21 protein-coding genes are annotated in these 20,937 nt (G+C 71.0%); 8 read left to right on the plus strand and 13 right to left on the minus strand.

What is annotated here, in order from left to right; genetic code table 11:
* Positions 1 to 58: 58 nt before the first annotated feature.
* The 3 genes from ACFU97_RS10910 to ACFU97_RS10920 form a co-directional block, all read right to left on the minus strand.
* Entirely contained in the window at positions 59 to 856 is a 798-nt protein-coding gene (locus tag ACFU97_RS10910; protein WP_384253810.1) for a maleylpyruvate isomerase family mycothiol-dependent enzyme, read from the minus strand.
* 64 nt (positions 857 to 920) lie between these two features.
* Entirely contained in the window at positions 921 to 1,841 is a 921-nt protein-coding gene (locus ACFU97_RS10915) for an NADP-dependent oxidoreductase (protein ID WP_384253812.1), read from the minus strand.
* 198 nt (positions 1,842 to 2,039) lie between these two features.
* Positions 2,040 to 2,744, minus strand: coding sequence for a TetR/AcrR family transcriptional regulator (locus ACFU97_RS10920; RefSeq protein ID WP_384253815.1), 705 nt, complete (start codon positions 2,742 to 2,744; stop codon positions 2,040 to 2,042).
* A gap of 91 nt (positions 2,745 to 2,835) precedes the next feature.
* Here ACFU97_RS10920 and ACFU97_RS10925 point away from each other — a divergent pair, with 91 nt between their 5' ends.
* A complete protein-coding gene (locus ACFU97_RS10925; RefSeq protein WP_384253817.1) occupies positions 2,836 to 3,888 on the plus strand; it encodes a zinc-binding dehydrogenase in 1,053 nt (350 codons plus the stop codon).
* Between the two features lie 24 nt (positions 3,889 to 3,912).
* Here ACFU97_RS10925 and ACFU97_RS10930 read toward each other — a convergent pair whose 3' ends face one another.
* Together ACFU97_RS10930 and ACFU97_RS10935 are read right to left on the minus strand one after the other, a co-directional pair.
* Entirely contained in the window at positions 3,913 to 6,333 is a 2,421-nt protein-coding gene (locus ACFU97_RS10930; RefSeq protein WP_384253820.1) for a SpoIIE family protein phosphatase, read from the minus strand.
* Entirely contained in the window at positions 6,326 to 6,502 is a 177-nt protein-coding gene (locus ACFU97_RS10935; protein ID WP_384253822.1) for a helix-turn-helix domain-containing protein, read from the minus strand. Before ACFU97_RS10935 ends, ACFU97_RS10930 begins: the two co-directional genes overlap by 8 nt.
* Before the next feature lie 1,257 nt (positions 6,503 to 7,759).
* Between ACFU97_RS10935 and ACFU97_RS10940 the strand changes: the two genes are divergently transcribed.
* From ACFU97_RS10940 to ACFU97_RS10950, 3 genes are all read left to right on the plus strand, one after another.
* Positions 7,760 to 8,011 carry a hypothetical protein gene (locus ACFU97_RS10940; protein ID WP_384253824.1) on the plus strand — a complete coding sequence of 84 codons (252 nt, stop codon included), beginning with the start codon at positions 7,760 to 7,762 and terminating at the stop codon, positions 8,009 to 8,011.
* A 251-nt stretch (positions 8,012 to 8,262) separates the two neighbouring features.
* Complete coding sequence (locus ACFU97_RS10945; protein ID WP_384253827.1) at positions 8,263 to 8,403, plus strand: hypothetical protein; 141 nt, start codon at positions 8,263 to 8,265, stop codon at positions 8,401 to 8,403.
* Positions 8,396 to 9,202: an SDR family NAD(P)-dependent oxidoreductase gene (locus ACFU97_RS10950; RefSeq protein WP_384253829.1), complete on the plus strand. Its 807-nt coding sequence runs from the start codon at positions 8,396 to 8,398 to the stop codon at positions 9,200 to 9,202. Before ACFU97_RS10945 ends, ACFU97_RS10950 begins: the two co-directional genes overlap by 8 nt.
* A gap of 61 nt (positions 9,203 to 9,263) precedes the next feature.
* On the opposite strand, the gene ACFU97_RS10955 is transcribed toward ACFU97_RS10950, so the two are convergent.
* From ACFU97_RS10955 to ACFU97_RS10975, 5 genes are read right to left on the minus strand one after another with little or no spacing between them, the layout of a single operon-like run.
* Complete coding sequence (locus ACFU97_RS10955) at positions 9,264 to 10,541, minus strand: ABC transporter substrate-binding protein (RefSeq protein WP_384253831.1); 1,278 nt, start codon at positions 10,539 to 10,541, stop codon at positions 9,264 to 9,266.
* A 5-nt stretch (positions 10,542 to 10,546) separates the two neighbouring features.
* Complete coding sequence (locus ACFU97_RS10960) at positions 10,547 to 11,746, minus strand: branched-chain amino acid ABC transporter permease (protein ID WP_384253834.1); 1,200 nt, start codon at positions 11,744 to 11,746, stop codon at positions 10,547 to 10,549.
* A complete protein-coding gene (locus ACFU97_RS10965) occupies positions 11,743 to 12,624 on the minus strand; it encodes a branched-chain amino acid ABC transporter permease (protein ID WP_384253836.1) in 882 nt (293 codons plus the stop codon). The genes ACFU97_RS10960 and ACFU97_RS10965 overlap by 4 nt, the downstream gene beginning before the upstream one ends.
* 5 nt (positions 12,625 to 12,629) lie before the next feature.
* Positions 12,630 to 13,415, minus strand: a complete 786-nt coding sequence (locus ACFU97_RS10970; RefSeq protein ID WP_384253839.1) for an ABC transporter ATP-binding protein — start codon at positions 13,413 to 13,415, stop codon at positions 12,630 to 12,632.
* The gene (locus ACFU97_RS10975; RefSeq protein WP_384253841.1) at positions 13,412 to 14,170 is read right to left on the minus strand and encodes an ABC transporter ATP-binding protein; all 759 of its coding nucleotides are present in this window, start codon (positions 14,168 to 14,170) and stop codon (positions 13,412 to 13,414) included. The genes ACFU97_RS10970 and ACFU97_RS10975 overlap by 4 nt, the downstream gene beginning before the upstream one ends.
* Before the next feature lie 188 nt (positions 14,171 to 14,358).
* On the opposite strand from ACFU97_RS10975, the gene ACFU97_RS10980 reads away from it, so the two are divergent.
* Both ACFU97_RS10980 and ACFU97_RS10985 read left to right on the plus strand, forming a co-directional pair.
* Positions 14,359 to 15,654, plus strand: coding sequence for a PucR family transcriptional regulator (locus ACFU97_RS10980; protein WP_384253843.1), 1,296 nt, complete (start codon positions 14,359 to 14,361; stop codon positions 15,652 to 15,654).
* Positions 15,651 to 16,316 carry a TetR/AcrR family transcriptional regulator gene (locus ACFU97_RS10985; RefSeq protein WP_384253846.1) on the plus strand — a complete coding sequence of 222 codons (666 nt, stop codon included), beginning with the start codon at positions 15,651 to 15,653 and terminating at the stop codon, positions 16,314 to 16,316. The genes ACFU97_RS10980 and ACFU97_RS10985 overlap by 4 nt, the downstream gene beginning before the upstream one ends.
* Before the next feature lie 12 nt (positions 16,317 to 16,328).
* Here ACFU97_RS10985 and ACFU97_RS10990 read toward each other — a convergent pair whose 3' ends face one another.
* From ACFU97_RS10990 to ACFU97_RS11000, 3 genes are read right to left on the minus strand one after another with little or no spacing between them, the layout of a single operon-like run.
* Complete coding sequence (locus ACFU97_RS10990; protein ID WP_384253848.1) at positions 16,329 to 17,021, minus strand: TetR/AcrR family transcriptional regulator; 693 nt, start codon at positions 17,019 to 17,021, stop codon at positions 16,329 to 16,331.
* Between the two features lie 32 nt (positions 17,022 to 17,053).
* Positions 17,054 to 17,701: an HAD family hydrolase gene (locus ACFU97_RS10995; RefSeq protein ID WP_384253851.1), complete on the minus strand. Its 648-nt coding sequence runs from the start codon at positions 17,699 to 17,701 to the stop codon at positions 17,054 to 17,056.
* A gap of 56 nt (positions 17,702 to 17,757) precedes the next feature.
* On the minus strand, positions 17,758 to 18,957 hold the full coding sequence (locus ACFU97_RS11000; RefSeq protein ID WP_384253853.1) for an acetyl-CoA C-acyltransferase: 1,200 nt from the start codon (positions 18,955 to 18,957) through the stop codon (positions 17,758 to 17,760).
* Between the two features lie 177 nt (positions 18,958 to 19,134).
* Between ACFU97_RS11000 and ACFU97_RS11005 the strand changes: the two genes are divergently transcribed.
* Positions 19,135 to 19,974, plus strand: coding sequence for an alpha/beta fold hydrolase (locus tag ACFU97_RS11005; protein WP_384253856.1), 840 nt, complete (start codon positions 19,135 to 19,137; stop codon positions 19,972 to 19,974).
* A 47-nt stretch (positions 19,975 to 20,021) separates the two neighbouring features.
* Positions 20,022 to 20,843: a hypothetical protein gene (locus ACFU97_RS11010; RefSeq protein WP_384253858.1), complete on the plus strand. Its 822-nt coding sequence runs from the start codon at positions 20,022 to 20,024 to the stop codon at positions 20,841 to 20,843.
* Positions 20,844 to 20,937 lie beyond the last annotated feature (94 nt).

The following is a 20,937-nucleotide window of genomic DNA, read 5'->3' on the forward strand; positions in this document are numbered from 1 at the left end:
GGGAGTTGGTCCGCCCGTGAGGCCGACGCACCTGTGCGGCGCCGGCCGGGAACCGACCTCAGAAGGCGGAGTTGGCGAACCAGTCGGCCAGCAGCTGCTCGTCCCCCTCGTGAGCGAAGGCCTCCCCGTCCCAGGTCAGGCGGCCGTAGACGAGGAGGAGGAGATCGGCCGCGGATCCCTGGACGGTCGCATCAGCAGGGACCGCGCCCGGGTGGGCCGTGTCCGATCCGAAGCCGTCGCGGCGCAGGCGGATCAGCCAGGCGTCGTCTCCGTCGGTCGTGCGGAAGAGGATGGTCTTGTCAGGAGCACGCAGATTGGTCACCTTGGGGGCGAAGAAGCCGGCGAAGGGCAGGTTGACGAGGAACTCGTCGATCCCGTCGACGGCGAGCGGGCGATCGACGACGGGCCGGCGGCCGAGTGCGAGTTCGGCGTCGACCCGGTGCAGCAGGGTCTCGAAGAGCATGCGGCGTGCCCAGAAGCGCGCGTGCTGGTCCGCGCCCCAGGCCCACATCGGCAGGTTCGGGTCGGTCGCGGCGAACGCCTCCTCGGCCACCGTCGCGCTCTCCGCCAGCCAGTCGGCGTATCCGTCCTCCTGCTCCGGGAGCCGCAGGTCCACCTCCCGCGTGCGCGGCGGTTCCTGGATACGCGCCCTCAACAGGACCGAGAACCAGCGCTGGACGCTGCCTGTGTGCTTGATCAGATCGGCGAGCGTCCAGCCGGGGCAGCTGGGCACCGCGGCAGCCGGGTCGGCGTCCTGGACCGCCGCGACGAACCGACCGGTCTCCGCCGCGACCGCCGTACGGTGAGCGACCTTTGCGGCAATGGGCCCGTGGCCGGTGTGCTGGTGGGTGTTCATCGCGACATGCCTTTCGGGGAAGCTGCGGGGTCGGCCGTACAGCGGTCGAGGGCTGCGGATCGCGTCAGGTCAGCTCGAGGACGAGCTTGCCGACGTTCTCTCCGCGGAAGAGCATGTTCAGTGTCTCGGGGAAGTCGTCGACGGTCCCCAGCACCACGTGCTCCTTGACCTTGACGCGGCCGTCGGCGATCCAGGCGGAGAGGTCGCGTGCGGCCTCGGGGTAGCGCTTGGCGTAGTCGAAGACGACGAAGCCCTCCATACGGGCGCGACGTACCAGCAGGGTCAGGTAGTTCGAAGGACCCTTGGCCGGGGCGGCGTTGTTGTACTGGCTGATCGCACCGCAGATCACGACGCGCGCGTGCATCGACAGCCGGGTCAGGACGGCGTCCAGGACGTCGCCTCCCACGTTGTCGAAGTAGACGTCGACGCCGTCGGGGGCGTATCGGCGCAGCGCCGTCCTGATGTCGTCGGCGCGGTAGTCGATCGCGGCGTCGAACCCGAGGTCGTCGGTGAGCAGCGCGCACTTCTCCGGTCCTCCGGCGATGCCCACCACCCTGCAGCCCATGGCCTTCGCGATCTGCCCCACGATGCTGCCGACGGCGCCGGCCGCGCCCGACACCACGACGGTCTCACCCTCCTTGAGCGCCCCGACGTCCAGCAGTCCGAAGTAGGCGGTCATGCCGGGCATGCCCAGCGCGCCGAGATAGGTCGAGGGCGGTGCGAGCGAGGTGTCGACCTTGAGGGCGCCCCGGCCGTCGGAGACCACGTGCTCCTGCACGCCGAACATGCCGACCACATGGTCACCGGGCTGGAAGTCGGGATGGTTCGACGTGGTGACCTCGATGACCGATCCGGCACGCATCACCTCGCCGATGCCCACGGGCGGCAGGTAGGAGGGGCGGTCGTCCAGCCAGCCCCGCATGGCCGGGTCCAGGGAGATGACGCGTGTCCGGCCCACGAACCGGCCCGGGCCCGGTTCCTCCACGGGCCGGAACAGTGCTGCCAGTCATCCGGCTTCGCCTCGCCCACGGGGCGGGCTGCCAGACGGATCTGGCGGTTGGTCGCAGACATCGCGCCTCCTGTCGATCGAAGTCTCGCAGCAGGGTACCGACCAGTCGGTATGAGTGGGTCGTGAGGTTTCCCACACACCTCGCGACACGCGGCGCGACCGGGGGCGCGGGGGTCAGCGGGTCGAGGCCTGCCGGCCGGTCCTGCCCTTGCGGTCCCGCTCGTGCAGCAGTCGCGCGGTCCGCTCGGACACCGGAGCGGCCAGCAGCGCGGTGACCAGGTCGACCAGCCGGCTGGTGAACAACCGGTCGTCCCTGCGGGGGCGGGCGGCGGCCCGCGCGGCGAGTTCGGCGTGACAGAAGCGCATGGCGGTGAAGCGGGTGTGGAACACCGCGGTCGACTCCGGTGCCAGCAGCGGTTCCACCAGGCGCCGCCAGGGATGGATGCTCGACCCCTTCGTCACGACCACCTCGACCAGGGGCTCGGGACGGTTCAGCAGTTCGGCCACGACCTGCAGGAACGCGCGGCCGCCGTCGGGGTCGGCGAGCTTCGCGGCGGCCGGCAGCACCAGCGCGGCGGCGAGGGCCCGAAGATCGGCGGCGCCTTCGTCCTCGTACTGCTGCAGCAGTACGTCCCGCTGTGCGTCCACCGCCGGAAGATGCTTGTCGAGTACGGCCCGCAGCAGCCCCGCCCGGTCACCGAAGTGGTATTGCAGGGCCATCGCGTTGCGCTGGCCCGCGGCCCGCTTGATCTCGTTGAGCGACGCACCGTCGACGCCCTTCTGCGCGAACAGCTGCTCGGCGGCCCGGACGAGCATGGCGCGGGTGTCGCCGGCCTTCCGGCTCCGAGGCGACGTGGCCTGCGTCTCATGTGCTGTCACGGACGCCCATGCTAGCGTCGCGACGCCCTAGTAATACGCATGCATTAATCATTGATACAAGCGCATTGTGCGCGGTGCGGGAGTCGATCCAGTGAAGGCACTCACCTACCACGGCCCCCACGACGTCCGGTACGAGGATGTCCCCCACCCGGCCGTCACCAGCCCCACCGACGCGGTCGTCCAGGTCACGACGGCCGGCATCTGCGGCAGTGACCTGCACATCTACGGGGGCAACGGGTTCAGTCCGGAGACCGGTTACACGCCGGGCCACGAGTGCGTCGGCGTGGTCGTGGACACCGGCGACCAGGTCACCCGCTTCCGGCCCGGCGACCGGGTCCTGGTTCCCGCCTCGGTGGGCTGCACCCTGTGCGGAACCTGCGCGAAGGGGCTCACCGCCAGGTGCGAGCGAGCCCGTACCCCTACCGACCTCTGCTACGGAGTGAGCCCCCGCATACCGGGCAGCCAGGCCCAGGCTCTTGCCGTGCCCCACGCCGAGGCCAACCTGGTCCACCTGCCCGAAGGCGTCTCCGACGAAGCCGCCGTCGTCCTGACGGACAACGCACCCACGGCCTGGTACGGCTGCCGCCGAGCCCGCATCCGGCCCGGCGAGACGGTTCTTGTCATCGGTCTGGGCCCGGTCGGCCTGATGGCCGCGCAATCCGCCTTCGCCATGGGTGCCGCCCGGGTGCTGGGGGTGGACCTGGTCGCGGAGCGTTGCGCCTTCGCCGCCACCCTGGGCGTCGAGCCGGTCGAGGGCGACGACGCGCGAGCGGCCGTACGGGAGATGACGGCGGGACGCGGACCGGACGCCGTGGTGGAGGCCGTCGGCTCGGACGCCACCATCGAGCTGGCCCTCAAAGCCGTCCGGCAGGCGGGACGGGTCAGCGTCATCGGCGTCAGCCAGAACAAGGCCTTTCCCTTCCACATGGGACTGGCCCAGATCAAGGAGCTGGAGTTCGCCATCGGGCTGTGCTCGGTCCCCTACGAACTCCCGGCCCTGATCCCCCTCGCTCAGGCCGGCCGGATCAAGCCGGAGGTCGTGATCTCCCACCGCTTCCCCCTGTCCGAGGGCCCGGCGGCGTACGAATTGTTCAGCGGCCGCGCCGCAGGCGTCCGCAAGATCCTTCTCGACCCCACCCGTTGATCCCGGTCTCTTCCGCCTGCTCCGTCACCCGGGCGGGCCGGCCAGCAGCTGTTCGGTCCACACGGTCTTGCCCTCGCGGGTGTAGCGGGTACCCCAGCGTTCGGTCATCTGGGCCACCAGGAACAGGCCGCGCCCGCCCTCGTCGGTCGTCCGGGCGCGGCGCAGATGCGGTGAGGTGTGGCTGGTGTCGCTGACCTCGCACACCAGGGACCGGTCGCGGATCAGCCGCAGGGTCGCAGGTCCGCCGGCGTAGCGGTAGACGTTGGTGACCAGTTCGCTGGCAATCAGTTCGGTGGTGAACGCCAGGTGCTCCAGGCCCCACTCGGCCAGCTTCGCCGAGGTGAGCGCCCGGGCGCGGGCGGCGCTTGCGGGCTCCGGCGGCAGGCGCCAGGAGGCGACGTCCTGCGGTGGCAGCGTGCGGGTGCGGGCGATCAGCAGGGCGACGTCGTCGGTGGGACGTGACGGCACGAGCCACTGGAGCACTGTTCGGCATGTCTGTTCCAGCGTGTCGGCCGGGCGGGTGAGCGCTGCGCACAGCCTGCTCAGGCCGGCGTCGGCGTCGACGTGGCGTTCGCCGATGACTCCGTTGGTGTACAGACAGAGCAGGCTTCCCTCGGCCAGTTCGATCTCCCGGGCCTCGAACGGCAGGCCGCCGAGGCCGAGCGGTGGCCCGGCGGGCAGGTCGAGCGGTGCCGCGTGTCCGTCCGGAGCGGTCACCACCGGCGGCAGGTGTCCCGCGCGCGCCACGGAGCAGCGTCGGGAGACCGGGTCGTACACGGCGTACAGACAGGTGGCGCCGACGACCTGCTCGACCACGGGCCGTTCGCCGGCCGCTTCCTGCTCGGCCGCCAGCATGAGGACCAGGTCGTCCAGGCGGGAGAGAACCTCGTCCGGTTCCAGGTCTAGGCTGGCGAGCGTGTGCACGGCGGTGCGCAGCCGGCCCATGGTGGCGGCGGCATGGATGCCGCGTCCCACCACGTCGCCGACGACGAGGGCGACCCTGGCCCCGGACAGAGGGATGACGTCGAACCAGTCGCCGCCCAGACCTGGTGCCGCGCTGGCCGGCAGGTAGCGCAAGGCCACCTCCACGGCCGACTGGTCCGGGACCGCCCGGGGCAGAAGGCTGCTCTGCAAGGTGAAAGCGGTCTGCTGCTGCTGGGTGAAGCGCCGGGCGTTGTCGATGGCGACGGCGGCGCGCGAGGCGAGTTCCTGGGCGAGGGTGAGATCGTCCGCCTCGAACGGATCGGGGCGGCGCGAACGCCACAGGGTCATCACGCCCAGCGTCATGCCACGCGCGGCGAGAGGTACCACGATCAGCGAGTGAACGCCCGGGTCCGGAGCATGGGCGCCCCTGCGGCCTGCCATGGAGAGCCGGTCGGGCGGGAGAACCGGTTCCAGGACGGGCCGTCCTTCGGCCAGGCATACGGCCTGGGGCGAGTCCGGCGCGAAGTCCACCGGCTCGCCCTGAGGATGGGGCGGGCCGGGTTGCTGGGCACCCACGCCACAGGCTCCCAGCCGTACCACCGGCCCTGGCAGGGCCGGTGCCAGCTCCTCGCCCCGCGTCACGGGCCGCAGCAGGTCCACGGTCGCGTGGTCGGCGAGGTGGGGCACCATCACCTCGGCGAGTTCGCGGGCAGTCTCCGCTACGTCGAGGGTGGTTCCGAGACGGCCGCCGGCCTGGTCGAGGAGCGCGAGCCGGCGCTGGGCCCGGTGCCGTTCGGTGATGTCCTCGATCATTTCGGCCACACCCAGGACGCGGCCCGATGGGTCCTCCATACGGAAGGACGAGACCAGGACGACCCGCTCGCGTGCCGGATCCTGCTCCAGGCGGGCGAACTGCTCGGAGTAGACCAACGGCCTTCCGGTCTCCATCACTTCGCGGACGCGGTCGACGGCCTTGCGTTCGTCGTCGGGGAGGAGCATCCACCCGGTGGGCAACCCCCGGAAGTCGGCCGCCGGGACTCCGCTGAAGCGCTCGATGGCCCGGTTCACCCGCAGCAGCCGCAGATCGGGGCCGTGCACGACCAGGCCGATCGGGCACCGGCGGTACAACCCGTCGAGAACCGCGCGGTCCCGTTGCCACTCCAGGACGTCGGCCGCGGGTGCGCCCGCGAGGAACCACTCGCGGATCCCGCCGTCGCGTGACAGCTCATGCGCCCTGAGTCCCATCGGCACGGGCTGCCCGTCGCGGTGCCGCACCGTGAGCATCCCGAACCAGCCGCCGGCTCGTCCGCACTCCGCGGCCGCCTCCATGGCAGCCGGCCGATCGCGAGGGTCGACGAGGAACTCGAACGCCCGGCGGCCGATCACAGCCGTGTCCGGATGGCCGAGGAGTTCCTGCGCCCGCCGGCTCCATCCGGCCACGACCCCGCGGTCGTCGAGCACCGCCAAGGCGGCGAGGTTCAGGGCGAACGGATCGTCGTGGCTTTCCTTGAGCTCAGTCATCCGCTTCTCCACCGATGGACACCACCCTGTACTCGGTCACCGATGTGCCGCGAGACCTCTCCGGCTCGCTTGCCGCCAACGCCCAGCTGAGTTCCACCGCGGTGTCCGGTGCGTCGGGACTGGTGCCGGTCAGCTCCTCGTAACGGCGCAGCCGGTAGCGGGTTGACATGGACGTATGCACCACGGACGGCCTCGCGGACGTTTCGTCCGCTCTCCAGGTAGCCCCGCACCGACTCCTCGATGAGCGCGCCGAACGCCCCCTCCGCCTCCAGTGGACGCAGATGGCGCTCGAGCAGCAACTCCGCGAGTTCCGGTTCGGCGACCACCGCGACCCGCCAGGACAGGTCGCTCAGGTCGTACACCCCGCGCAGGCCGTACGCACGGGCGGCTTCCCGCAGCCTGCCGGCGGCCCGGAATGTGTTGTGCGCCGCGGCCACGTCGGCCGGTGGACCCAGACCCGCCGTCAGCTCCAGGTCACCGATCTCCGGCTTCGCCTCCACGACTCCGGCGACAGCCTCGTCCAGGACGGCCAGCAGCGCGCCACGTCCTTGGCTGCGGCCGTGGACCTGCAGAGAGCGTTCCAGCGCGTCCGGGCCGGCGTTGCCGTACCGCACCGCTCTGATGGCCCGGTACGGCCGCGTCAGGTCCAGTCCGTAGATCGACGCACCGCTGTGGATCTCCGTCGCGCTCAGCATCCCGTGGAGCAGTCCGCGCAGGAAGCCGGCGTGGCGGCGGGCGTCGAACAGGGCGGACGCGACCTCCGCCTGCCGGTGGAGGGTGGCGATCCGCACACTCGCGACGTCCGCGAGTTCCCACAGGCATGTGGTGCGGTCGACGATGACGCCGGGGTCCAGTCCGCACTCGGTCGCCTCGGCGATGAAGAGGTCCCGCATCGCGCTCAGCGCCCGGCGGAAGGCGCGGAGCCCGTCGCTGAGCGGCACGCCTCTGGTGACCCGGTCCCGGGCCACGTCGGCCTCGTCGTAGTCCTCCGGTGCGGGCACCCTCCCGTCCCGCACCTCCGCGAGCGCCCGCTGGAAGTGCCGCTGCCAGATCTCATCCAGGAGTTCGCGCGGGACCGTGCGGTAGGACGGGATGTGGTCCGTCAGATCCGCGTGCAACCGGCAGCCCACGTTCGACCGCTGCGCGGCCATCGCGGCGATGACCCGTTCGAGGGGCTCCGTCGCGCCCGGCGGTCCGGGCATGGATCTCACCTCCACCCCTGTCGGCACCGGCCGTTGTGCAACTGAACAATATGTCGCCCGCCGGTCTTCGCCGGGGAGCCGTCGACAGCTCCCCGGCCTCGAAAGCACAGTGGCACGGCGGCGGAAGAGACGCATCGGCGCGCACCGGGCAGGACATCGACCGGCCGTGCCCGGACCCGCCCTCGTGCCGCCGGCCCACCCTCACCGACAGTGCGGAGACCTTCATGACCGACGAGCACCATCACCGACCCGACGGTGCCGCCGACTCCGGGCCGCGCCTCGCGCCCCTGGCCGAGGACGGCTGGGACCCCTCCACCAGGGAGTTGCTCGCCCCGATTCCCCGGGACGCCGACGGACACGTCATAAACGTCTTCACCACCTTGGTGCGGCACCCCGAACTCTTCCGGTACTTCCTGCCGTTCGGCTGCCATCTGCTGCGCTACGGCCGGCGCCGGACCGGACCCGGGAACTGCTGATCCTGCGCACCGCGCGCAACACCCGGGCCGGTTACGAATAGGGCCGACACGTACCACTGGCCAGGGCGGCGGGGGTCACCGACGAGGAGATCCACCGGGTCGGCGCGGGCCCGGACGTCCACGGGTGGACACCGGCCGACGCCCGGCTGCTGCGTGCCGCCGACGAACTGCACCGTGACGCGCGGCTGTCCTCGGCCACCTGGTTCGCCCTCGCCACCGACCACGACGAGGCACAGCTGATCGAGATCACCATGCTCGTCGGCCAGTACCACATGGTCGCCTTCTTCCTGAACTCGGCCGGCACCCGGCTCGAGCCCGGCTACGACACGCAGACCCTGCCCGCACCCACGGCCCGCGAGGACGGCGCGGAAGGGACGCACCGCGATGCCTGAAGCCCAGCACACCACGACCCATCCGGTCGGCCTCCTGACCGGCCGGAACGTGCTGGTCATCGGCGCGGGCACCCGGCCCGGCGAGGATCCGCAGGCCCCGGTCTGCAACGGGCGCGCGGTGGCCGTGCTCGCCGCCCGCGAGGGAGCCTCCGTAGCCTGCGCCGAGGTCACCCCCTCCGCCGCGGCGGCCACCGCCACTCTGGTCGGTGAGGAGGGCGGCCGTGGCTTCGCCGTGGCCGGTGACGCCACGCACCCGGGCCAGTCTTCGGCCGTGGTCACCGAGGCACTGCGCGAACTCGGTGAGCTCGACGCGATGGTGGTCAACGGCGGAATCGGCCTCGACGCGAGCCTGGCGGACACCTCGCCGCAGCAGTGGGACGAGGTGCTCTCGCTCAATCTGGGCGCCCCGTTCCTGGCCGCCAAGTACGGGTTGCCCGTGATGGCCGAGGGAGGATCGATCGTCTTCGTCGGTTCCCTGGCCGGGCTGCGCGCGGCCACCGACTCGCCCGCCTACGACAGTTCCAAGGCAGGCCTGTTCGGTCTCACCCGCCATGTCACCAAGGAGGGTGCGCCGCGCGGGATCCGCGCCAACCTGGTCGGCCCGGGCCTGATCGACACCCCGATGGGCCGTGCGGCCTCGGCCCAGCGTTCGTCGCGTTCCGCCTCGCGCGGCCGCATACCGCTCGGCCGCCAGGGCACCGCCTGGGAGGTGGCCGAGGCCGTCGCCTTCCTGCTCAGCGACCGTGCCTCCCGCATCACCGGTCACAGCCTGGTGGACAGCGTGGCGAGCGCCGTCTGAGCGGGCGGTGGCGAGGGCGGTCCCAGAGGTCAGGGCATCGACGGGGACCGCCCCCGTCGGCTCACTTCGCCAGCGGGCCGAACTCCTTGCGGGTGTCGACCGGTTGGCCGAACAGCTGCCACCGCGCGCCCTTGAACCGCATCAGCTGCATCGTCTCGAGCGGGAAGGCGTCGCCGTGTCCCGTGGAAATGGTGACACCGGGCAGCAGCAGGCCCACCTTGACGTTCTTCAGGTTGCGCACCGCGTCCCGCAGCCCCTCCCTGGTGGGGCACTTCATCGCGTCGAGGGCCTTGTGCAGGCTGTCGGCGACGGCCCAGCCGTAGGCGTTGAACTGGTTGGCGGGGTCGGCGTCGGGCGCGTACTTGTGCAGCGCGTCCTTGTACGTCTTCATCGCCGCGTCGCCGTCCCACTGCGGGTCGGCGGGGTCCTTGAAGTAGGTCGCCGAGACGACGCCCTGCACGTGCTTGAGCCCGACGGGCTGCAGCACGGCGACCGACGAGGCCACGTTGTTCACGATGTGCAGCGGGTTCCACTTGGTGTTCCTGGCATCGGCGGCGAGGGCCTGGCTGCCGAACTTCGGCGTGGTGACGTCGAGCAGCACATCCGCCTTGGACCGGGCGAGAGTTGTCATCTGTGCCGACACGGAGGGGTCGGTGACCTCGTAGCTCTCCTCGGCGACCACCTTGACGCCGCTGCCGGCGACGGCCTTCTTGAACCCGCCGAGCAGGTCCTTGCCGAAGTCGTCGTTCTGGTAGAGGACCGCGACCTTGGCCTTCGGCTTCTCGTCCTTGAGGAACTTGGCGTACACCCGGGCCTCGGCCACGTAGTTGGGCTGCCAGCCGATGGTCCAGGGGTGCTTGTCGTCCGTGCCCCAGGCGGAGGCGCCCGTGGCGACGAAGGGCTGCGGCACCTTCTGCTGGTTCAGGTAGTCCCACACGGCCGCCGTGGACGGGGTGCCGAGGGTCTGGAACACGGCGAAGACCCTCTCCTGCTCGACGAGTCTGCGCGCCTCCTCGACCGCCTTGGGCGGCTGGTAGCCGTCGTCGCGGACGACGAACTGCACCTTGCGGCCGTCTATTCCGCCCTTGTCGTTGACGTACTTGAAGTAGGCGGCCACGCCCTTGCTGATCGTGCCGTACGCGGAGGCGGGCCCCGACAGCGGGTAGATCCCGCCCAGCTTGATGGTCTTGTCGGTGATGCCCGTGGTCTGCTGGCCCCTGCACGCGCCATCGGCGGCGGCGTCCTGGCCGTCCGCACCACGCTGGCTGCTGCAGGCGGTCGCGGTGAGCAGGGCGGCGGTCGCGGCCGCGGCCGCCCGCAGAGCGGTCGTCTTGCGCATGTGATTCATTCCTTTTCCGTACGGGGCGGTGCGCCCACGGGTTCGGCATCGACCACTGCGGGGTCCGCAGGGGTGACGGTCGCGGAGGGTCCGGACTCGGCGGGGGACTTCGGTTCCGTATCGGGTGCGGGTCCGGCCTCGACGGCGGATTCGGCACCGTGAGCGGGTGCGGCCCCGGTGTCGGACTCGGCCCCGGGCGTTCGGTCGGGGGCGGCGGTGCGGTGGAGGCGGCGGGTCACCTCGCCGAGCACGCGGCCCGGCAGACCGGCCAGTCCCGTCGGGGCCACGAACATCACGATGATGATCAGCAGCCCGAACACCACTCCCGGTGCCGCCTCGCTGAGGTCCTGGGAAACGCTCGGCACGTACATCACGAACGCCGCGCCCAGCAGTGGTCCGTACAGCGAGGCGAGCCCCCCGACCACCAGGCCGGCCAGCAGCGTGATGGACAGCACGAAGCTGAAGGAGTCGGGCGAGACGAAGCCGATCACCCAGGTGTACAGACAGCCGGCGACGCCCGCGAACATCGCGCTCCACGCGAAGGCCAGCGTCTTGTGCAGCGACAGCCGTACGCCCATGACCTCGGCGGCGCTCTCGTTGTCCCGCACGGCGAGCAGTGCCCGGCCGACCCGGGACCGGAGCAGGTTGCGGGCCAGCAGCAGGGCCACCGCGGTGACGGCGAGGACGACGAAGTACATCCACTGGTCCTCGGCGAGCCCACTCCACGCCGGCGGTTCCAGCTTGTCCACGGTCAGCCCCATGGAGCCGCCCGTCACCGACTCCAGCCGCTTGAGCAGGGGAGGCAGGAACACCGCGAACGAGAGGGTGACCAGGGCCAGATACAGGCCGCGCAGCCGCAGTGCGGGGACCCCGAACGCGAGACCCAGCAGGAAGCATCCGGCGGCCGCGGCCGGCAGCGTGGCCAGGTGGCCGGTGTCGTAGCGGTCGAGCATGACCGCCGCCGTGTACGCCCCCGCCGCGAAGAACGCGCCGTGCCCGAGCGAGATCTGGCCGCCGAAGCCGACGAGCAGGTTCAGGCCGGCCAGCGCGACGGCGTACAGGAGGACCATGGTCAGCTGGAAGACCTGGAAGGGGGCGAAGTAGAACGGTGCGCCGAGGGCGACCGCCGCCGCGACCAGCACGGTGAGTGTGGCCCGCAGCCACCGGACCCGGTCGGTGCCGAGCGCCGCTGTGAGGGTGTTCATGCGCGCTCCACCGCCGCCCGTCCGAAGAGGCCCTGGGGCCGCACCAGCAGAACCGCCAGGATGATCACCAGGGGGACGCCCACCTTGAGGTCGGCGCCGATGACGTCGACGTACGCGCCGGTCAGCGTCTCGGCTACGCCCACGAACAGGCCGCCGACGACCGCACCGACCGGGCTGTCGAAGCCGCCGAGGGTGGCTGCCGCGAACGCGTAGATCAGCACCCCGCCCATCATGTTCGGCTCCAGGAACAGCACCGGAGCGACGAGCACGCCCGACACCGCGCCCACCGTGGCGGCCAGTCCCCAGCCGAGCATCAGCACCCGCCCCACCCGGATGCCCGACAGCCGGGCGGAGGCCGGATTGCAGGCGACCGCCCGCATCACCAGGCCGATGGAGGTGTGCTGGAACAGCAGGTACAGCAGGCCCATCACGACCGCGACCACGCCGATGATGCCGAGCGTCGACCAGTCCACGCGCACCCCGGCCAGGTCCAGCGCGCCGTCCGGGAACGGCTCGGGAAAGTCCTTCACGGTGAACGACCAGATGAGACCGGCCAACGCGTTGACGAAGATGAAAAGGCCGACCGTGACGATGACGACCGTCAGCTCGGGCGCGCCCTGCACGGGGCGGATGACGATCCGTTCGACCAGCATGCCGCCGGCGAAGGACACCGCCAGGGTGACCGGCAGCGCCAGCCAGAACGGCATCCCGGACACCACCAACTGCCAGGCGACATACGTCGAGAGCATCGCCAGCTCGCCCTGCGCGAAGTTGACGATCCCCGTGAACCGGTGGATCAGCACCAGGGCCAGCGCCAGACTGGCGTACACCGCGCCGGATCCGAGCCCTTCCACCACCTGCTGGAGAAGATCGGTCACGGCGCTCACCCGGCCTTGCCGGTGCGGACGGAGACACCGAGATACACCTCGGCGACCTGCCCGTCCTCGCGGATCTGCGCGGCCGGTCCGGACAGCACCAGACGACCGGCCTCCAGGACGTGGGCCCGGTGCGCGATGTCCAGCGCGAGTTGTGCGTTCTGCTCGACTACGACCACGGTGGTGCGTTCCTCCTCGTTGACGGCACGGACGATCTCGAACAGTTCGCGGGTGACCAGCGGTGCGAGTCCCAGGGACGGCTCGTCCAGGAGCAGCAGCGAGGGCCGCAGCATCAGCGCCCTGCCGATGGCGAGCATCTGCTGCTCACCGCCGCTGAGGCTGCCGGCGGCCTGGTGGGACCGCTGCCGCAGGGTGGGGAAGTAGCCGTAGATCCGTTCCAGGTCGGCCGTCACGGCCGCACGCGCGGCGCGGCCCCGCCGCCCGTGTCCGGAGCGCAGATGGGCGCCGATGCGCAGGTTCTCCTCGACGGTGAGGTCGTTGAAGGTGCCCCGGCCCTCGGGCACGTGCGCCACGCCGAGCCTGGCGGCCTGCTCGGGCGAACGGCCCAGCAGTTCCGCCCCGTTCAGGGTGACCGAGCCGCGGCCGCGGACCATGCCGCACAGCGCCCGCAGCGTCGTGGTCTTGCCCGCGCCGTTGGGTCCGAGGACCGCGCACACCTCACCGCGGGCGACGGAGAAGTCGAGACCCTGCAGCACACGGGCCTGGCCGTATCCGGCGTGCAGATCGCGGACCGTCAGGAAGTCCGGCTCCGCACCCGCCGCTACCTCACTCACGCGGCCACCCCCAGGTACGCCTCGACGACGGCCGGGTCGCGCTGGATGTCCTGGGGCGAGCCTTCGGCGATCTTTCGGCCGAAGTCGAGGCAGACCACCTTGTCGCACAGCTCCATCACGAATCCCATGTGGTGTTCGACCAGCACGAGGGTGAGATCGAAGTCGTGGCGCACCGACCGGACCAGATCCGCGAATTCGTCGACCTCGCGGTGGCTGAGCCCGTTGACGGGTTCGTCGAGCAGCAGCAGCCGGGGCCGTACCGCGAGCGCCCGGGCGAGTTCGACCCGTTTGAGCGTGCCGAACGGCAGCCCGGCGGCGGGGTGGCCGGCGACGTCCGCCAGGCCGAGCCGCCGTAGCAAGTCGTCCGCCCGGTCACGTAGTTCCCTCTCCTCCCGCCGCACGCGGGGCAGCCGGAGCGCCGCGGCGAGGTGTCCGGTGCGCCCCCGGCTGTGGGCTCCGACCATGACGTTCTCCCGGACCGAGAGCCGCGGGAACAGGCCCAGGTTCTGGAAGGTGCGGGCGATTCCGCGTCCGGCCACGGCGTGCGGAGGCAGGGCCAGCAGGTCCTCGCCCTCGAACCGCACGCCTCCCTCACCGGGAGTGCAGCGCCGGGTGAGGCAGTTGAACAAAGTGGTCTTGCCGGCTCCGTTGGGCCCGATGAGCCCGACGGCGGTGTCCGGCTCGACGGTGAAGGAGACACCGTCCAGCGCCGTGATCCCGCCGAAGCGCACGGTGATACCGTCGACCGCAAGCATGAGTGACGCCCCTTCCGACGTGCTGGGGGATGAGCGAGCGTCACAGTAGGTGGGGCTGTTCCCGGCGCACATTGTGCGTGAGCACCCAACTTCCCGGTCGCCGAACTGTGCGCCGTGCACAGGTGCCGCACGATGTCTCACCCGGAGACTGTTGACGGAGCACGAGTCGAGCGGTCACGATCGGCGCCATGCCTCGCGGTCCCGCCCTCGGCACCCCCCAGCTCTCCGAACACCTCCGCCGGCAGCGGTGGCGGATCCTGCATGCCGTCCAGGACCGGATCGAGGAGGTGGCGCAGGCCGCGGTCGAGGTGATGCGCGCGGAGATCCCGTCGTACGCACTGCAGGACGGGCGGTTCTTCGACGACGTACGGGAGCAGGTGCTCGAGCACTACCGGATGCAGCTCGCGGCACTTGCGGGCGACCGTGACATCGCCGCCGAGGACCTGCTCTTCAGCCGGGCGGCAGCCATGCGCCGAGCCCGTGCGGGATTCGCCCTCGAGGACTGGATCAGTGCCTTCCGGGTCGGCCGGCAGGTGATGTGGGACGCGATGCTGGAGTGCGCGGGCACGTCGGCCGAGGCCCAGCAGGCCGCCCTGTCACTCGTCACTCCGCTGATGCGGTACGTCGACTACGCGAGTACGCATGCCGCGCAGGCCTACGTCGAGTACCAGCAGCACGTGGTCGCGGACGCGGACCGGGAGCGCCGGGACCTGCTGGACCAGTTGCTGGCCGGTGTGGCACCGTCGCACGGCCCGCTGTTCGCCCCGGCGCAGGCGTACGGCATCGGGCCGCGCTCGCCGATGATGGCGGTCGTGGCGGTGTGCGTCGGCGACACCCGTACCGGCGACGTCACCTCGGCCGAGAACGGGTACGCCGCCAGCGCGTCGATCAGCGTCGCGGGCCCCTGGGCAGGCAGGACCCTGGTCGTCGTGCGCCACGGTGAGGTGGTGGCCGTGCCCGTGGTCCGGGCCGGGATGGACGCGGAGGACATCTGCGCCCACTTCGAGGCGGTGCAGCGGCGGCTCGCGCGGGAGGGGACCATGCTGTCCATGGGGATCAGTACGGTCGCACGGAGCGCCGACGAGCTGCCGCGCGCCTACGGGGAGGCGCGGGCCGCCCTGGACCTGGTGCCGAGCGGCGGCGGAGTGGCGGCGCTGCCTCGCCTGTCTCCGTTCGACTACCTGGCGCTGCGTGCCGACGACCTCGCACGCCAACTGGTCGATCCACGGGTGCGATTGCTGCTGGAGGAGGACCGAAGACGGGGCGACACGCTGGCCGTCACCATCAGGGCGTTCGCGGACGCGGACCTCAATCTGCGGCTGGCCGCCGACCGGCTGCGGGTGCATCACAACACGGCGCACTACCGGTTGCGCAGGATCGAGGAGCGCACCGGCTGCAATCCGCGCCGGCTCGCCGACCTCCTGGAACTACTGGTCGCCCTCGCCATCCGCGACGGGGCTGGGGAAGGCGGGGATCGCCGGTGAGCGGCATCGTAGAGTCCTCCGGGACCGAAGCGGCGGGTCAACTGCCCGGCGGGCAGGAAGGCATGCGTCTCGCGGAAGGGCACGGCGGGCACCACCCGGCGGTCCGGCCCGCGCTGCTGGGCGCCGCACTGGAGGTGTTCCTCGAGCGCGGCTACGCCGAGGCCGGTCTCACCGAGATCGCGGCGCGCTCCGGCATCCCGGGCGGCAGCCTCTTCCAGCACTACGGCGGTAAGCGCGGGCTCTACCTAGCCCTTTGGGAGGAGTTCCGGGAGGAGCAGGAGCGCCGGACCGCGGCCACGCTGGCCGTCGAGCGCGGCCGTGGCGTGGACGACCCGATCGCCCTCTTCATGGCCGGAGCCAGGGCGTATCTTCAGGGCGCCTGGGACAACCGGCGGCTCGGCAGACTGCTCGCGCAGGACGACGCCCCGGCCGGTTTCGACGCACTGCGCCGCCAGTGGGACCGTGCATGGGTACGGCGCAACGCCCGGCTCCTGGAGGTGGACGAGCGGCAGCGCGCCGGCCGGGTCCGGGTGAGTGTGCTGACCACCGTCATCGGAGGAGCGGCGCGTGAGCTGGGCGACTGCGGGGACGAGACGGAGGCCCTGGAGATCGTGGACGAGGTGTGCGGCATCCTGATCCACCTGACGACACCGCCCGGCTGACGCGCCCGAGCCTCAGCGCCGGGTGGGGAAGCGCAGGGCGTTCGCCCAGAGCCGGGTGACCGTGGACACGAGCTCGTCGAAGTCCACGGGGGCACCTCCCTCCTGCGGTTCGCCCAGCACGAAGGCGTTGTAGGCCATGACGCTGACCATGCCCGACAGGGCTCGGGAGGCCAGCATCGGATCGACGTCGCGATCCGCGACACCCCGCGTCTGCAGATCGGCGATACCGCGGCCGTTGCGGCGGATGAAGGCGTCGGCGCGCCGGCTTCGGAACTCACGGAACTCCGGCTCCACCTGAGCCACCTGCTCGAGCAGGGCCATCAGCTTCGCGTTCCGCCGGTAGGCCTCGAGATAGGCGCGATTGCTGGCCTCGAGCACCGCGTAGGGGTCGTCGGTGTCCTGCACCCGGTCCATGCCGGGGTGCATCATGTCCTCCTGCGCCTCCAGGAGGACGGCGGCAAGCACCTCTTCCTTGTTGGCGAAGTAGGTGTAGAAGGATCCCGCCGCGCAGTGCGCCTCTTTGGTGATGTCAGTCAGGCGGCACTCGAGATAGCCGTCCCGTTCGAACACCGTCCGCGCGGCTTTCACCAGAGCCGCCCGCGTGCGTGCTCCACGCTTGGTCGTGGGCGGCTCGCGAAGGTGCGAGAGAGGAGCCACGGGCGGTACGTGCTCGCCGTCGATCTCCTCGGGCGCGGTGGTGTCCATCCCGGGAACTGTACTTGGATCCGGTGCCATGGTCACAAAGCCGCTGAACCGATCCCGAAGCGTTCGGCGAGCTGGCGCCGGGTGTCGGCGGCGCCGGTGTGCAGGACTCCCCCGATGCCGATCCGGGCCGCTCCGTCGAGGTTCTGCCGCAGGTCGTCGATCATGACCGCCTCCTCGGGGGCGACGCCGAGGCGTTCGCACGCGATCGCGTAGATCCGTCGGGAGGGCTTGCGGATGCCGACCTCTGCGGAGATGACGACGACATCGGCGACAGCGGCGAGGTCGACGCCGTCGTAGGTCCCGTTGCCGAACGAATTGGACACGAGCGCGACGCGATGGCCGGCGGCTCGCAGCTCGTCGAGCAGGGCGAGCATGTCCTGGTCGATCGACATGCCCGCCTGTATCCGGGCCGTGAGCCCCTCGGCCGACACGTCCGCGCCGTGCGCACGGAGGCGTTCGGCGTATCCGCGCTCGAAGGCCTCGGTGTCGATACGGCCGCACTCGTGGTCGGCCAGGAGGGTGCGGGCGCGCTCGTCACGGGCAAGCAGGTTCAGCGGCAGACGCGGGTCGCCGCCGAGCGAGGCGCCGAACTCGGTGAAGGCCCGCAGCACACTGGAGGTGATCACGCCGCCGAAGTCCACCAGGACCGCGGTTCGGGTCTTTTCCGCTACGTACGACACGGTGTCCACACTTCTCTCTCGGGGCGACTTGCCGCCGTATTGGCGGGAGTCGAGGCTCAGGCGACCTCGAACAGCCCGGCCGCGCCCATTCCGCCGCCGACGCACATGGAGATCACTACGTACCGGACTCCCCGGCGCCTGCCCTCGATCAGGGCGTGCCCCACCAGCCGGGCGCCTGTCATGCCGTAGGGATGACCGACCGAGATTGCGCCGCCGTCGACGTTGAACTGCTCCGGGTCGATGTGCAGTTCGTCCCGGCAGTACAGCGCCTGGGAGGCGAACGCCTCGTTGAGTTCCCACAGGCCGATGTCGTCGATGGTGAGGTTGTGCTGCTTGAGCAGCTTCGGGATGGCGAAGACCGGGCCGATGCCCATCTCATCGGGTCCGCAGCCGGCGACGGTCATCCCCCGGTAGACGCCCAGTGGTTGCAAGCCACGACGCTCGGCCTCCCTCGACTCCATCAGCACCGACGCCGAGGCCCCGTCCGACAACTGCGAGGAGTTGCCCGCCGTGACGCCGGACCGCGCGCTCACCTGACCGTCGGGCAGCACCGGCGCCAGCCCCGCGAGACCTTCGAGCGTCGTCGACGCGCGGTTGCCCTCGTCCCGGGTCAACGTGACTTCCTCGTCCCGGACTTGACCGGACTGCTTGTCGAGAACCTTCTTGACGCTGGGAAGCGCGACGATCTCCCGGTCGAACCGGCCGGCCTCCTGCGCCACCGCGGTGCGCTGCTGGGACATCAGGGCGAACTCGTCCTGGCGTTCCCGGCTCACGCCGTAGCGTTCGGCGACGATCTCCGCCGTGTGCAGCATCGGCAGGTAGATGTCCGGCTTGTGCTCGACCAGCCAGGGATCCTCCATGCGGTGGGTGTTCATGTGGTCGTTCTGCACCAGGGAGATCGACTCGACGCCGCCTCCGACAGCGACCTGCATGCCGTCCGTGACGATCTGCTTGGCGGCCGTCGCGATGGCCATCAGGCCCGACGAGCACTGCCGGTCGATCGTCATCCCCGACACGGCGTCAGGAAGTCCGGCGCGCAGAACCGCCTGCCGGGCGACATTGCCACCGGACGCCCCCTGCTGCACCGCGCAACCGAAGATCACGTCCTCGACCTCACCCGCGTCGACCCCGGCGCGCCGTACCGCGTGCGAGAGGGCATGAGCGGCGAGTTCCTGCGCCTGGACGTCGTTGAACGCGCCCCGGTAGGCCTTTCCGATCGGCGTGCGCGCCGTCGAAACGATGACTGCTTCCCTCATGTCGCCTCACTGCCTCGGGTGATCGGGGCACTCGTTATAGTTGAATCCGGCGTCAGGTTCAACTGGATGCCTGGACGGTCGACGAGCACGGGGCACCGGTCCGAGGCCGAAAAGGCGTCTTGACAGGCGGCTTCCGCGCCAGAAGGGTACCGACCAGTCGGTACGAAGAGGTGCATCGTGACTCTGCTGAGCATCCGCACGGACGCGGGCGTGTTCGACGCGATCACGGCGGGTCCGCGCGAGGGCCGCCCGGTGTTGTTGCTGCACGGCTTCCCGCAGACGGGGCTGGTGTGGCGACGGCAGGTCGAGGCGCTGGCGGCCCAGGGCTGCCGGGTGGTGGCACCCGACCAGCGCGGTTACTCCCCCGGCGCCCGCCCCGTGCGGCCCGGGGACTATCGCATGAGCCTTCTCGTCGACGACGTGGTCGCGATCACGAAGGAACTGGGGTGGACGGCGTTCGACCTGGTCGGCCATGACTGGGGCGGCGCGGTTGCCTGGTGGACCGCCCAGGCGCACCCCGGCCGCGTCCGCACGCTGACGGCCGTCTCGACCCCGCACCCCGGCGCCCTGGCCACCACCCTGCGCACCGACGAGGACCAGCGCAATCGCTCCCGCTACATGATCGACTGGCGCGAGGCGCCCGCGACGGAGGAGCGCATGCTCGCCCACGACGCCCAGGAGCTTCGCGGCTTCTTCGCCGGAAAGGTCCCGAAGGACAGCGCCGACGCCTACGTACGGCACCTGTCCGAGCCGGGCGCTCTCACCGCTGCCCTGAACTGGTACCGGGCGGGCCGCCCCGACGGCGCGATCGGTGTCCTCGAGGTGCCCACGCTGTACGTGTGGAGCACGCGGGACAGCGCGTTCGGCCCGGCGGCCGCACAGGAAACCGGGCGGTGGGTCGACGGGCCGTACCGGTTCGAGACGCTTGAGGATGTCAGCCACTGGGTTCCCGAGGAGGCGCCCGAGACGCTGAGCCGCCTCCTGCTGGAGCATCTGGGCGCGCACGGCGCGAACTGAACCGCAGGCCAGTACCCCTTCGTCAACTCCCGGAAGAAGAGGACCCCTTGAAGACAGCGCACGCGGCCTGGCGCCGCCTCGAGCCCGTGCACGGCATGATCTACTTCGTCCCCGAGGCGAAGCGACGGTATGCGGAACTCGGCCTGAGCGGACGCGCCGGGTACTTCACCTCGCGAAGCGCCGCGTTCGGCCGGACGTCCGCCGAGCTGATCATCTCGACCTTCTACAACTTCAACCCGGATCTCGTACGGCAGGCGGTCGACGGGGCCTGGGACGCGACGACGCCGCAGCAGGTGCTGCACGCGCGCTACGCCGCGGCGGGGGAAGCCCTGCGGCGGGCGAAAATCCACGAACTGCCCGACCTGGCCGAGGTCCTGGCACTGACCCGCCAGGCCGCGGAGGCGGCCTGCGAACACGCCCAGGGACGCCCGCTGTTCGCCGCGCATGCCGCACTGCCGTGGCCGGACGAGCCGGTACTGCAGCTGTGGCACGCCCAGACGCTGCTCCGGGAGTTCCGTGGAGACGGCCATGTCGCGTGCCTGCTGACCGAGGGCGTCGGGGGCCTGGAGGCCCTGGTGCTGCACGCCGCCACCGGTGAGGTTCCCGTCGACTTCCTCAAGGCCAGCCGGGCATGGCCGGAGGAGGAATGGGCGGGCACCCAGGAACGCCTTCGCAAGCGAGGTCTCCTCGACGGCGACTCCCTCAGCTCCGAGGGCGTACTGCTGCGCCGGCACATCGAGGACCGCACCGACCGCCTGGCCCTTCCCGCCTACGCCGCCCTGGGAGACGCCTGCTGTGAGCGCCTCGCCGAACTCGCGAGCCCCTTCGGCCGCGCCGTCGTCGACGCCGGCCTGCTCACTCGCGCCTGACGGGCAGCCGTTCGATCACTTGGTGCAGGGCAGTCATAGGCGTTGCCTGCACACTTCCCAAGGGAAGTATGTAGTCCCACCACATGTGCTCCTG

It is taken from the genome of Streptomyces sp. NPDC057616, assembly GCF_042800575.1.
In the GTDB taxonomy this organism is placed as follows: domain Bacteria; phylum Actinomycetota; class Actinomycetes; order Streptomycetales; family Streptomycetaceae; genus Streptomyces.

Excerpts from the sequence above, each read along its gene's own strand:
- ACFU97_RS10910 (WP_384253810.1), bottom strand. The coding sequence starts at position 856 with ATGAACACCCACCAGCACACCGGCCACGGGCCCATTGCCGCAAAGGTC.
- ACFU97_RS10930 (WP_384253820.1), bottom strand. The coding sequence starts at position 6,333 with ATGACTGAGCTCAAGGAAAGCCACGACGATCCGTTCGCCCTGAACCTC.
- ACFU97_RS10935 (WP_384253822.1), bottom strand. The coding sequence starts at position 6,502 with ATGTCAACCCGCTACCGGCTGCGCCGTTACGAGGAGCTGACCGGCACC.
- ACFU97_RS10940 (WP_384253824.1), top strand. The coding sequence starts at position 7,760 with ATGACCGACGAGCACCATCACCGACCCGACGGTGCCGCCGACTCCGGG.
- ACFU97_RS10945 (WP_384253827.1), top strand. The coding sequence starts at position 8,263 with ATGCTCGTCGGCCAGTACCACATGGTCGCCTTCTTCCTGAACTCGGCC.
- ACFU97_RS10950 (WP_384253829.1), top strand. The coding sequence starts at position 8,396 with ATGCCTGAAGCCCAGCACACCACGACCCATCCGGTCGGCCTCCTGACC.
- ACFU97_RS10955 (WP_384253831.1), bottom strand. The coding sequence starts at position 10,541 with ATGCGCAAGACGACCGCTCTGCGGGCGGCCGCGGCCGCGACCGCCGCC.
- ACFU97_RS10960 (WP_384253834.1), bottom strand. The coding sequence starts at position 11,746 with ATGAACACCCTCACAGCGGCGCTCGGCACCGACCGGGTCCGGTGGCTG.
- ACFU97_RS10975 (WP_384253841.1), bottom strand. The coding sequence starts at position 14,170 with ATGCTTGCGGTCGACGGTATCACCGTGCGCTTCGGCGGGATCACGGCG.
- ACFU97_RS10980 (WP_384253843.1), top strand. The coding sequence starts at position 14,359 with ATGCCTCGCGGTCCCGCCCTCGGCACCCCCCAGCTCTCCGAACACCTC.
- ACFU97_RS10990 (WP_384253848.1), bottom strand. The coding sequence starts at position 17,021 with ATGGACACCACCGCGCCCGAGGAGATCGACGGCGAGCACGTACCGCCC.
- ACFU97_RS11000 (WP_384253853.1), bottom strand. The coding sequence starts at position 18,957 with ATGAGGGAAGCAGTCATCGTTTCGACGGCGCGCACGCCGATCGGAAAG.